Origin of the sequence: Roseovarius sp. Pro17, assembly GCF_035599575.1 — a bacterium.
GTDB lineage: Bacteria > Pseudomonadota > Alphaproteobacteria > Rhodobacterales > Rhodobacteraceae > Roseovarius.
Window position 1 is genome coordinate 1,442,318 of sequence record NZ_CP141179.1, and the last position, 12,615, is coordinate 1,454,932.

Here is a 12,615-nt window from a genome sequence, read left to right on the forward strand (position 1 = left end):
CCTTATTGTTGGGGTCTCCTCACTCTCGGACTAACGGGAATGCTGGAGGGCATGGCCCTCGCGACCCGCGTTGTCGGAACTATTTGCGCAGGTGTGATTGCAATGGCGAATGTCGGGCCGATTTTCAGGTTGGATAGCCGCGCCGCACCATGCGCAAGGGGGGCGGTCGCGCACCGCGCCGACCGTTACAGGCAAGGATGGTTTGACAAATGCAACCGCCTGAGCCTCGACGCGAACTTCGCCAAAAGCCGGTAGAGGGAATCTACTAAAGCAAGCTTGCGGCCTGGCGCAGGTCGTTTTGGAATAGTGCCGTCGTACTGGCCTTGGCCTGAGAATCCTGCAGCCGAAGCAGGTATGAGGGATGCACCGTGATCAGGACGGGCAGACCTGACAAGGACCGCTCAATCTGACCACGACGCGACAGAATTCCTCCGCCTTTCCCGGTCAGGCTTTCGACGGCTGTCGCGCCCATTGCAAGGATCAGTTTCGGTGCGATCTGTGCCACCTCAGCATCCAGCCACCATCGGCAGTGATCGATCTCAGATGTGTTGGGCCGCTGGTGTATGCGGCGTTTGCCTCGCGCCGTGAATTTGAAGTGCTTTACTGCATTCGTGACGTATGCCTCCCGGCGATCCAGCCCGGCAACCGTTGCTACCCGGTCGAATAGTTGACCTGCGGGGCCGATGAATGGTTTCCCGCTGAGGTCTTCGAGGTCGCCCGGCTGTTCACCGACGATCATCAGATCGGCGTCCGGCGGCCCCTCACCCGGCACGGCTTGCGTTGCAGTTCGGTAAAGTGGACAGCGGGTGCAGGCCGCTATTGCACCGGGCAGCGCGCCTTCGGGACCATCCCAAGCCGACGTGCAGCTTGCCAGCTGCGCCTGCACCTGCGGCATGCGGGTGGGCGGCAGGGTGGGCGCGGCCTCTGCCATGGCTTGGGCGCGGGCGGGGGCTTGCGCGATCAGGTCGGGTATGGCCGCCGCCTCTGGCATGTTCTTCCAGTATTTCTTGGGCATCTCCGATTGCATCGCCTTTACCTTCAGGCGGGCAGGGTTGAAGATGTTGCGAAAGTAAGTCACCCAAAGCTGCTCGCTGGCATCATCTGGCAGATCGGGCTTGGCCATGCCTTTGTGAAAGGACAGCGTTCCGTTCTCGAAAACCGCGGATACGTCGGGCGTTACAATTCTCCAGTCCATATCGTTGAAGCGACCTACAAAAAAATCCGCCGTAGGCTCCACCGTGTGATGTGTCGGCTCGAACCACGCGGCGAACGAGCGGCGCGCGGCATCCGGTGCGCCGATTTCGCGAAACCGGACAAAAGCCTTCATCTTGTGCTGACAGCGCCGCACATTCTTCTCCATCTTGCGCAAGCGCGCGAGGTCAAGATCGCCGCGATCCGCCATTAATTGCGGCCCGGCCCGCAATCGCCAAAGAAACGCGTAAAGCCGCGCAAAACGTTCAGGATCGCTGTGCCAGACAACGGTTCGCGCCATCGTGACAAAGCTGCGGGGGACTGTGGGCGCGATGCCAACGGGTAGGGGGGTGTCCCTGGCGAAAAGGTCCGGCACGGCAGATTGATCGCCCCATGCGATCTGGCCGGGCGGCACACCAGCCGCCAGAAACCGCCGCGCTGCATCGCGCCATGCGGCTGCTGCACCGATCTGGGGAATGATTGCCCGCTGCATCAGAATAGCGTAAGTTGCTGTGGCGGCGGCAGGAAACGCGCGCGCAAGTCGGCAGTGTCGATCAATCCACCCGGCGACCAACCCCTTGCCGTAACAAAGGCGCGCGCTTTTTTCATCGACGCGCCCATGCGCATCAGATCGTCGTAGCGCAGGGCTCGATACCGCCGGGTTGATAGAATTCGGTTCACGGTCTTGATCCCGAACCCCGGCACCCGCAGCAGCATCTCGCGACTGGCGCGGTTAACGTCGAGGGGGAATACCTCGCGATGAACCAACGCCCATGCCAGCTTGGGGTCGACCTCCAGATCGAGGTTGCCGTCAGCGGTGACCGACGTGATCTCATCCAGCTGAAAATCATAGAACCTCAGCAGCCAGTCGGCCTGATATAGCCGGTGTTCTCGCTGCAAGGGCGGGGGGATCAGCGGTAGTTTCGATGAGGCGTCGGGTATGGGCGAGAACGCCGAATAATATACCCGCTTTAGCTTGTAACTGGAGTAGAGCCGGGTGGATTGCCCCAACACCGTCGCATCATTTGAGCCATCCGCGCCGATAATCATCTGCGTGGATTGCCCCGCAGGTGCAAAGCGCGCAGGCCTCTTGCCGGTGAAAGAAGTTTCCTTGGCCGCTTCCTTGTGCAGACGCACGTCCGCCATTGCCTTGCGGATCTGCTCGGGTTTCTTTTCTGGCGCGTATTGCTGCACGGCCGCATCGGTGGGCAGTTCGACATTAATAGACAAGCGGTCCGCCAGAAGCCCCGCCTCGGCGATCAGTTCGGGTGCGGCATCTGGGATGGTCTTGAGGTGGATATATCCGCGAAAATTCTCTTCGTGCCGCAGTTTTCGTGCAATCTGCACCATGTCCGACATTGTGGCGTCCGGTGAGCGGATCACGCCGGATGACAGGAATAGCCCCTCAATGTAGTTGCGGCGGTAAAATTCGATGGTCAGCTTGACCACCTCATCGACGCTGAACCGCGCACGTGTCACGTTTGAGGACACCCGGTTTATGCAATAGGTGCAATCGTAGATGCAAAAGTTCGTCATCAGGATCTTCAGCAGGCTGATGCAGCGACCGTCCGGTGCATAGGCGTGACAGATGCCAGTGCCTTCGTTTGATCCCAGTCCCTTGCCGTCGCGAGAATTGCGCTTGTTGGACCCAGAGGAGGCACATGAAGCATCATATTTCGCCGCATCGCTGAGAATCGCTAGTTTTTGTTCAAGGGTATGTTTGGCCATGTGTTCTGTATATGTTCTGCTCACGACACTTGTCATCAATCTAAATTGATAGCGGCGACTATTTGCGAATGTCAGTCATCTCACTCGAAATATCTCGACCATCGCCTTTGGAACGCGATACGCGTGTCTATTCCAGCCGTAGCAACACCTTGACCACTGCGATGCCGACCATCAGCACCACTGATTATCCGGCTGATCGCGCATATCGCGGGGCAAAGCTCGCGCTGATCCAGACTGCGCGTGTGGACGATTTCACCGGTCGCGCCAACGGGCACGACGGTCCAGCGCCTTTCCGTGCGCCCCGTTCAGCCGACAATCCGGCTCACGGGCCCAGACCAAAGAGTGGCGTCAGCTTCACTAGCAGCAGTATCCGTTCCCATAGCAGCAGGCCGTCAGCGCGGTGTTCCTTTGCCCGCCGCGAGCAATGTGCGGCGTCGTTGAATGGCGCCTTTCGCTTCGGCCAAATTCAACGCGGACCCATTGACCTCTCATACCATGGCACACGTTGTTGTTGCGCTGACAGGCCTGTCATCGTGCTGCAAAGAGCAAGTAATAGAGTAAAGGGGCGCAAGCCTTGTCGAACCGAGAAGCCGAAGCATGATCACAGGCCTCTGCGAAGGCAGCGCAGCTATCCACTACACCGACAATCGCCAAGCAGAATGCGGAAATTGAAAAAGGCCCATCCAGTGACGGATGGGCCTTGATGGTCACAACGGGCAATCAGATTACTGGTTGTATTCCGGCTGTGCTTCCAGCGCCTCCTGGGTGCTGTCGATGTAGATGCGCAGATCGTCGCCGTCCTGCTCCTGAAGGATCTGGAGTTCGTCGAACGTCACTGCGACCGGCTTTTCGCCCAGTCCCAGAAATCCGCCAACATTGACGACGACTTCGCTGATCGTGCCATCGTCGCCCACTACCAGAGCGTCGATTTCACCAACGCTTTCGTCATTTGCGCCGTAGACGGTGGTACCTTCTAGGTCTTCCGACGTCATCTGACGAACGGCTGCCATATCGGCCTCGGCATAACCATCACGCTCAACTGCGGGGCGCGTCAGCATTTCGCGCTCGGTGCCGACAGCGTCCGTGTCGACTGCAGCCGTGTTGTCGTCCATATCGACGTCGGCTTCGGCGTCCATATCCATGTCGCGTTCGAACGCGGGCATTTGCTCCAGCGCTTCTTTGGTTGTCGAGACGACCAGGAACCGGTCATCGCTATCGCCGTCTTCACGCACGACGGTGATTTCATTCATCGGTACTGCGACGTCGCGCTCGCCCATTCCGAGGAAGCCGCCAACGCCCAAGATTACTGCGCTGACTTTGCCGTCTTGGGTGACGATGATATCGTTAATCTCGCCGATGTCGTCCCACTCAACTTCGCCGCCATCGGCGATAGTCGAATCTGCTGCGACGGCGTTTTCGGAGTTATAGATCCGCATGCCAATCAGGTCGGAGGCGTAAAAATCGCCTTGCTGCATCTCGACCTGACCAAAGCCCGCAGTTTCGGTTTGAGCATGGACGGCGCCTGTCATGGCGATGACGAGGGCGGTGGTGCTAAGAAGACGTTTCATTGTTAATCCTTTGTTAGTTGCTAGTCTTGGTGTGGCTAGATAACGGCGCTCATCGCAATCGGTTCCAGACAAGATTTATTCTTTTGTGTTCATCTGCTTGCACCCTGCTTTGCCTCTTGCATCGCCGAAGAACGCACCGACCGGCTACGCCGAAGGGGTGATCGTCCTACTCCACCAGCAAGCCGGAAAACCCGATCGACACCGACGATCACGACGTCAAAAACGCGCCGATAGACCGCGGCTAGATCATCGGTCTTCAGTGCAAAGAGACGGGCACAGCGAACGCGCGCATATTCCCTTTGCACGCGGAACAGCATCCTTCCGATTTTCGATGCATCCAGCGTTGACTTGCGGTCATCGGGCTTTCGTTTTCCAAACCGGCAAGATCGAGGGAAAGGGCGCGCCATCAGCTGAATTCATTCTCAAGAAGCCAAGAGCTTTATCGAATGGAGTTCTTACTATGCCGCCAGGCAATGCCCGGGCCTAAGGTGCGCAATCCGGTAGTTGAAAAACTGGTCGAGACGTGGTGTCAATTCTCCGGTTTCCAGGTGCGCTCCAGCAGTTTGAACCAGTTTTCATGGCATAGCTTGGTCAACAATGCCTCATCAAACCCATGTTGCGAGAGCGCCGAGCGCAGCGCACCCAATCCCGCAGCATCGCGCAGGGCTGCTGGCACTTGCGCGCCGTCGAAGTCAGAGCCGAAACCGACGTGATCCTCGCCCAGATGGCTCATCAGATGATCCAGATGCCGCAAGATCGGATCAAAGCCCCGGTCGGCAGATTTTTTACCATCGGAATTGAGAAAACCAGTAGCAAAGTTGACACCGACCATGCCTCCGCTATCGCGGATCATTGCCAGCTGCCGATCGGTGAGGTTGCGCGAGGACGGTGTGATGGCATGGGCGTTGGAATGGGTGGCCACCAGTGGCGAATCGCTGAGCGAAGCAACATCATTGAAGCCTGCCTCGTTCAGATGCGACAGATCGACCATTATCCCCATGCGATTGCAAAGCTGAACAAGATTCTTGCCCGCCTGAGTGAGGCCGGGCCCGGTATCGGGCGAGGAGGGGAAGGCGAACGGCACTCCATGGCCAAACACTGTCGGCCTGCTCCAAACAGGGCCGATGGACCGCAGGCCCATGTCGTGAAACAGGTATAGCGCATCAAGGTCGGTGCCGATCGCTTCGGCCCCTTCGAGATGCATGATCGCGGCGATGATGCCGGTCGCCAGACAGTCACGCAGTTCCATGACGCTGCGGCAGATTTTGAAGCGACCTTCGGACGCGCGCTCCATCCATTTCAGATGCCCGGCCATGGCCAAAGCCACCGGCTGTGCCGTGGTCACGTCAATCGGCTGTGGCAGGGGAAGGGAATAAGGCGGGTTCTCCATTTCGTCGTCGATGTCATGGGGCAGGTCGGGCGACGAGATATAGATCGCGAAAAAGCCGCCGCCAAATCCGCCCTGCTGCATGCGCGGCAGGTCCAGATGGCCCTTTCCGGTATCGGTTAGCCAGGTTGCCTCTCGATTGTCGGGATCGCGCAGCAGGCGCAGAAGAAAGTCGTTGTGTCCGTCAAATATTAGGGGGATTTTCGTCATGTCAGACATTTTTGAAACCTTCACTCGCGATCAGAAGATCCTTGGTATAGTCGGTCTGTGCCTCCCGGTTCTGCAACGCCTCGCGCGTCAGTTCTTCAACGCGGGCACCATGCTGCATCACCAGCAAGCGTTCACACATGTGCCCCACCACGGCAAGGTCGTGGCTGACCAGAATATAGGTCAGCCCACGCTCCGCGCGCAGCGCATCCAGCAGGTTCAGAACCTCGGCCTGAATGGAGGCGTCGAGCGCGGACGTCGGCTCATCCAGCAACAGGATCTGTGGCTCGAGGATCAATGCGCGCGCGATCGCAACGCGCTGGCGTTGCCCGCCGGACAACTGGTGTGGAAACCGAAAGCGGAAGCCTTTGGCCAGACCCACATCCTCCAGCGCCTTTTCGACGCGGGCCTCGCGATTGTAGAAACCGTGGATCGCCAGAGGTTCGGACAATATCTTATCGACAGTGTGACGCGGGTGGAGCGAGGCGTATGGGTCCTGAAATACCATCTGTACCTTGCGGTAGAACGCGCGATCCCGCGGCGCCTTCAGGGGGGCACCGTCGATGGATATTTCCCCCCGCGTGATCGGCGCCAGCCCGCAGATCGCCCGCAGCACGGTGGACTTGCCCGACCCGCTTTCCCCAACGATGCCAAAGCTTTCACCCTTCATCACATTCACGGTGAGCCCGCGAACGGCCTGCACCTCATTGGCGCCATGGCCGAAGGTGACGGTCAGATCGTCTATTTCCACCAGCACCTTCATTCGAGCCACGCCGGATCACGGGTCAGGGTCTTCAGAGGGCGCTGCCCGCCCTCGATCCGGGGCAGGCAGTTCAGCAGGCCCTGCGTGTAAGGATGTTTCGCCGCGCGCAGATCCTTTGCCGCGATTTCCTCGACGACGCGGCCGGCATACATCACCAGCACGCGGTCGCAGAACGACGACACAAGCCGCAGATCATGGCTGATGAAGATCAGGCCCATGCCGCGATCCCGTACCAGATCGTCCAGTATCTTCAGCACGTCCAGTTGCACCGTAACGTCCAGCGCCGATGTCGGCTCATCCGCGATCAGGAGGTCCGGCTCGGCAATCAGCATCATCGCGATCATCGCCCGCTGCCCCATGCCGCCCGACAGCTCGTGCGGATAGGCGTTGAACACCCTTTCCGGGTCGCGGATCTGCACGGCGTCCAGCATGTCGACGGCCTTGGCGCGGGCATCTGCGCGGGTGGCGTCGCCGCGCCTGCGATAGGCTTCGACGATTTGCCGGCCAACGGTCATCACCGGGTTGAGCGAGTATTTCGGGTCCTGCATGATCATGCTCATCCGCCGCCCGCGCAAACTGCGCCAGGTCCTCCTCGATGCGCCGCGCAGGTCGATTCCGTCAAATTCCAGCCGCTCGGCGGTCACTCGACCCGAGGGCGGCGTCAGCCCAAGGATGGCCCGTCCGGTCTGCGATTTGCCCGATCCGGATTCGCCGACAATCCCCAGCCGTTCCCGGCCCAGTGTGAAGGACACGTCGCGCACCACACGAACCGGCCCTTCGCGCGACGGAAAGGCCACGTTTAGCCCTTGCACCTGAAGCATATCGGTCATTTTTCACCTTTGGGGTCGAGCACGTCGCGCAGCCCGTCGCCCAGCAGGTTAAAGCCCAGTGAGACTACGAAAATGGCAATCCCCGGCATGGTCGCGACCCACCAGAAATCTATGATGAACCGACGGCCGCTGGCGATCATCGCGCCCCATTCGGGCTGTGGTGGCTGTGCGCCGAGGCCCAGAAACCCCAGACCTGCTGCTGTCAGGATGATCCCTGCCATGTCCAGCGTGACCCGCACGATGACTGAGGACATGCACAGCGGCACCACATGCCCCCAGATGATGCGCGGGCTGCGCGCGCCCTGTAGCCGGATCGCCGCGATGTAATCGGTGTTGCGGATGGTTAGCGTTTCGGCCCGCGCAAGGCGTGCATAGGGCGGCCATGACGTGATCGCGATAGCGATGATCGCGTTCTCGATTCCGGGGCCAAGCGCGGCAACAAAGGCCAGCGCAAGGATCAGGCGCGGGAAGGCGAGGAAGATGTCAGTGATCCGCATCAGCACGGTATCGACCCAACCTCCGAAATACCCCGCAGTGGTGCCGACGGCCAGCCCAATGGGCGTTGCGATGATCGCCACCATGGCGACCACCATCAACGTCAGCCGCGATCCATGCACGATCCGGCTGAAGATATCGCGCGCCTGATCATCGGTGCCCATCAGATGCTCCCACGAGGGGGGCAGCAGCCGCGCGGTGCGCAAGTCTCCCCCGCGCAGGGGATCGTATGGCGCGATCATATCGGCGAAAATGGCCATCAGGATCAGCAGGATCACGATACCAAGGCCCAGCATCGCCAGCCGGTTCCGGCGCAGCTGCGACCAAGTGCGATAGGCCTGCCCCAGCTTCGCCTGACGGCGCGAGGCCGGATGATCGCTTAGCAGCCAATCGCGTGTGGATACTTGCGTCATCCGCGCCGCCTGACGCGCGGATCGAGCACGGTGTAGAGCAGATCGGACAGCAGGTTCAGCCCGACGAATATGATGCCAATGACCAGCGTCCCGCCAAGCACGGCGTTCATGTCCGCGTTCTGCAGGCTGTTGGTCAGGTATTGGCCCAGACCCGGCCAGGCAAAGACGGTTTCGGTCAGCACCGATCCCTCAAGCAGCCCCGCATAGCTGAGCGCGATCACCGTCACCAGCGGCACGGCGGCATTGCGCAGGGCATGTATCCAAATGATGCGCCATTCGGCCACGCCCTTGACCCGGGCGGCTATGATGTATTCCTGCGCCAATTCGGCCAGCATGAAAGACCGCGTCATGCGGCTGATATAGGCCATGGAGAAATAGCCCAGCAACATCGCGGGCAGCGCCAGATGAGCCAGCACATTCTGGAATGCGTCCCACTGGCCCTGAATCGCGGTGTCGATTAGCAAAAGCCCGGTGATCTGCGTCACCGTATATTCATAAGCGATGTCGATGCGCCCCGGTCCGGCAACCCAGCCCAGCTTGGCGTAAAACACCAGCAGCCCCAACAGGCCGAGCCAGAAGATCGGCGCAGAGTATCCGACCAGCCCGACGACACGGATGATCTGATCGGGCAGCTTGCCCTGACGCACGGCCCCCCAGATGCCCAATGGGATGCCAAAGATCGTGCCCAGAATGATGCCCGCCGTCGCCAGTTCCAGAGTGGCGGGGAATACGCGCGCAATGTCTTCGATAATGGGCTTCTTGGTCAGGATCGAGGTGCCCAGATCGGCGCTGAGCGCACCCTTCAGATAAATCCAGAATTGATGATAGAGCGGTTTGTCTAGCCCAAGCGCGAGATAGGCCGCATCGTAGGTCGATTGGGACGCGCGGTCCCCGACCACGGCCAGAACCGGATCAACCGGCACCACGCGGCCGATCAGGAAGGTAACGACAAGCAGGCCCAGAAACGTAACCGCCACTGTCGCGATCAGCTTGCCGGTTTTCATGCCGTAGAACGAAAGGGCGCGCCAGCGCCCTCCCGTGTTTGCAGGGGACGTTGCCACCATCAGTCCTTGGTCACTTTGCGGAACGAGTTGTCGTTGAACGACGGTCCGATGATGAATCCGTTCACGTTGTCACGGATACCCAGAACCTCGATTTCCTGGAACATGATCACAAAGGGCGAGACCTTTTGATGCTCTTCCTGAAGCGCCAGATACAGCTCCGCACGCTTCTTCGCGTCTTTCTCAAGCACGGCGGCGTCGGCCTGGGCTGTCATTTCTGGAATGTCCCACGCGTTGCGCCACGCCAGCGGCTTGCTCTCGGCGTCGTCGCTGTTGTCGGGGTTGCGCGCAAAGGTATCGGCATTGGTGTGCGGGTCCTGATAATCCGGACCCCAGCGCCCGATATAGATGTCGTGGTTGCGCGCGCGGTACTTGGTCAGCGTCTGCTGGCCGTCGCCGGGGATCAGCTCCATCTGGATGCCGGCCTGCGCCATCGTCTGCTGGATGGCCTCGGCCATGGCAGTGATCTCGGGCGTGTTGCGCGTATCCATCGTCACGCTAAACCCGTCAGGCAATCCCGCTTCGGCCAGAAGTTCCTTGGCTTTTTCGACGTTCAGCTCATAGGGGTTGTCGTTCAGAGCGCCCAGAAAACCTTCGGGTAGGAACGCCTGATGGACCTTGACCTTGCCCTTCATAATAGTGTCGGCAATGGTCTGGTAATCCACCAGATATTTCATCGCCTCGCGGACCTGCGGCTTCATCAGGTTTTCATTCTTCTGATTCAAACCCATGTAATAGATCGACCCTTTGATCCCGCTCTCGATCTTCAGGTCGGGATTGTCCGCCATCGCCGTCATCTCTTCGGCCCCGAGGTTGCGCGCAATATCAATGTCGCCTTTTTCCAACAGCAGACGCTGGGTGGAGCCTTCGGGAATGTGGCGGTAGATCGCACGTGCCATGGCGGGCGCATCGCCCGAAAATCCATCATTACGTTCCAGCACGACGACCTCGTTGGCGCGCCAGTCTCGGATGGTGAAGGCACCGGATCCGGCATAGTTCGTCTTGAGCCATTCATAGCCCAAATCGTCGCCCGCTGCGTGGCTCATGACCAGCTCTTTGTCGACGACGAAGCCGACGGTCGCCGTCAGGCAATAGAGCAGAAGGGTAGGGGCATAGGCCTTGTCCATCTCAAGTTCGAGCGTCATGTCGCCGGTCTGTCGCACCTTCTCTTCGACGTTCTCGGCGCTCAGGCCGAACTGTGTCAGGATAAACGCCGGTGACTTGTCCAGCTTCACAGCGCGTTGAATTGAGAACACCGCATCGGCGGCTGTAATCGGATTGCCGGAGGCAAATTCCAGGTCCGGCCTGATGACGAAGGTGAAGGTCTTGCCATCTTCAGAGACTTCCCAGCTTTCGGCGATGACACCGAAGACGTCCGAGACATCCTCGACATTATACCCGACAAGCGGCTGATAGCTGTTGCCCAGTAATTCGGAGGCAGTGAATTCGAACACTTCCGCCGGATCGAGTGAAATAATGTCGTCGAGCTGCCATGCCTGGATCAGTGTATCGGGCGGCGTCTCGGCAAATGTCGGTGTTGTCATGATGCCAAAAGTTGCGCTTACGACAGCCGAGGCGATCAATCCGGGGACGTGTCTCATGTTGAACTCCCATTTTTGAAATTACAGAGATTTGAGCGTCTTTTTGGTCCGGCGCTCTTAAATCGTGCATTCATTCGGTCCGAGCAGGGCAGTTCTGTCAAGAGATATCGGAATACGCGGGCAGTGGCGCCCACGTTCCGCCCGACCCCGAATTACTGTCGGAACCAGCAGAACCTGCTATCAATTTTAGTGGTTTTGGAAGGCAATGGCGATGTAACTCTGCCGCCGACATGACCGCTCTCCTTTGTGGAGCATAGTAGATCCACCTTGGCACATTGATGCCGTGGGGGAACGGTTACATCATCAAAGCCGTGGGGGCGCGCGCGTTTTCAAATTCAATAGCTGGCGGCGTGATCGCCAAATTACCTCGGTGTCGGTCGGGCCGGGGTTCATGTAGCGGTGCGGCCCCGGCCAGCACGGAGCCAACCGAGGGTGTCAATCACGTAACGTTCAGTCACGCTGAGGATTATGGCGCACAGCTCTTTGCAACCCCGCTAGCGGTCTCAGCCTCTAACCTGCCTCTGGCGGTTGGGAGCGGAGGCTGCCTCTCCTCAGCAAGCCCTAGCCAGCCACCCCTGACGGGGGCATAAACAGGGGCATTTCTGGCCCATACAGGCCCTGAGGCCCATGGTCTTGCATCTGAAAGAGAAGTGGCTGGGGTGGTAGGATTCGAACCTACGATACACGGTACCAAAAACCGATGCCTTACCGCTTGGCTACACCCCAACGTGGCGTGGTGATTACTCCGGCGCGCTTTGGGGTGCAAGACCGAATGGCGAAAAACTCGGTCGAATTTTGGTATCTCTGCGCAGGGCTGGTGCGCAGCGGGTCCAACCGCGCGCCTCAGTCCAGGGTTTCGGCCGCGCCGACGCCCCAGATCGCCGACTTGCGGACCCAGCCGCCATAGCCACCGACGTGCAAATCGCACCAGTCGGGCAGGCATTCATCGAGGCGGGCGATCACACCCATCTCTAGCTGGGCGTTGACCAGCGCCTTGGGGTCCGGCGTGGCGCGTAATTGCAGCATGTCCTTTTCGACAATGACCGTGCGCACGCCCGACAGTAGCGAATAGTGCATCCAGCCGCCCGCACCGTCGCGGTCGCGCACGCGCCGCCAATGGCCATGCTCGGCGGTGATTTCGAGCGGGATATCGCGCCGCTTGAAAATCCAGTCGATGCGATGGGTGCGGCTGGGGCCGCGCCGCACGTTGCCCTCGGCGGCCTTCATCGACACAAAGCGCGGCAACGGCAGGTTTGTCACCGGCCCACGCTCTTGCGCGGCGGCGGGAAGCGCGATGCTGAGCGCCAGCGCGGATAACAGGTTGGATAGTCTGCCCATGTCAGGATTTCTGCCCGTTCTCGTCTGCGGGGT

At 59.7% G+C, this 12,615-nt stretch carries 10 protein-coding genes and 1 tRNA gene; all 11 read right to left on the reverse strand.

The features are described 5' to 3' along the window. Positions 1 to 265: 265 nt before the first annotated feature. Positions 266 to 1,684: a UdgX family uracil-DNA binding protein gene (locus tag U3654_RS06990; RefSeq protein ID WP_324754620.1), complete on the reverse strand. Its 1,419-nt coding sequence runs from the start codon at positions 1,682 to 1,684 to the stop codon at positions 266 to 268. Further along, entirely contained in the window at positions 1,684 to 2,919 is a 1,236-nt protein-coding gene (locus tag U3654_RS06995) for a putative DNA modification/repair radical SAM protein (RefSeq protein WP_324754621.1), read from the reverse strand. Before U3654_RS06995 ends, U3654_RS06990 begins: the two co-directional genes overlap by 1 nt. Positions 2,920 to 3,644: 725 nt before the next feature. Then, entirely contained in the window at positions 3,645 to 4,487 is an 843-nt protein-coding gene (locus tag U3654_RS07000; RefSeq protein WP_324754622.1) for a PRC-barrel domain-containing protein, read from the reverse strand. Positions 4,488 to 5,016: 529 nt separating this feature from the next. Then, positions 5,017 to 6,084, reverse strand: coding sequence for a dipeptidase (locus U3654_RS07005; protein WP_324755245.1), 1,068 nt, complete (start codon positions 6,082 to 6,084; stop codon positions 5,017 to 5,019). A gap of 1 nt (position 6,085) precedes the next feature. Next, positions 6,086 to 6,844 (reverse strand): ABC transporter ATP-binding protein, encoded by a 759-nt coding sequence (locus U3654_RS07010; RefSeq protein ID WP_324754623.1) that lies wholly within the window; start codon positions 6,842 to 6,844, stop codon positions 6,086 to 6,088. After that, complete coding sequence (locus U3654_RS07015) at positions 6,841 to 7,674, reverse strand: ABC transporter ATP-binding protein (RefSeq protein ID WP_324754624.1); 834 nt, start codon at positions 7,672 to 7,674, stop codon at positions 6,841 to 6,843. The genes U3654_RS07010 and U3654_RS07015 overlap by 4 nt, the downstream gene beginning before the upstream one ends. Beyond that, on the reverse strand, positions 7,671 to 8,582 hold the full coding sequence (locus tag U3654_RS07020; RefSeq protein ID WP_324754625.1) for an ABC transporter permease: 912 nt from the start codon (positions 8,580 to 8,582) through the stop codon (positions 7,671 to 7,673). Before U3654_RS07020 ends, U3654_RS07015 begins: the two co-directional genes overlap by 4 nt. After that, a complete protein-coding gene (locus U3654_RS07025) occupies positions 8,579 to 9,646 on the reverse strand; it encodes an ABC transporter permease (protein WP_324754626.1) in 1,068 nt (355 codons plus the stop codon). Before U3654_RS07025 ends, U3654_RS07020 begins: the two co-directional genes overlap by 4 nt. Then, positions 9,646 to 11,244 (reverse strand): ABC transporter substrate-binding protein, encoded by a 1,599-nt coding sequence (locus U3654_RS07030; RefSeq protein ID WP_324754627.1) that lies wholly within the window; start codon positions 11,242 to 11,244, stop codon positions 9,646 to 9,648. Before U3654_RS07030 ends, U3654_RS07025 begins: the two co-directional genes overlap by 1 nt. Before the next feature lie 651 nt (positions 11,245 to 11,895). Further along, positions 11,896 to 11,970: transfer RNA gene (locus U3654_RS07035), tRNA-Gln, on the reverse strand. Positions 11,971 to 12,087: 117 nt separating this feature from the next. After that, positions 12,088 to 12,582 (reverse strand): SH3 domain-containing protein, encoded by a 495-nt coding sequence (locus U3654_RS07040; protein ID WP_324754628.1) that lies wholly within the window; start codon positions 12,580 to 12,582, stop codon positions 12,088 to 12,090. Between the last annotated feature and the right edge of the window lie 33 nt (positions 12,583 to 12,615).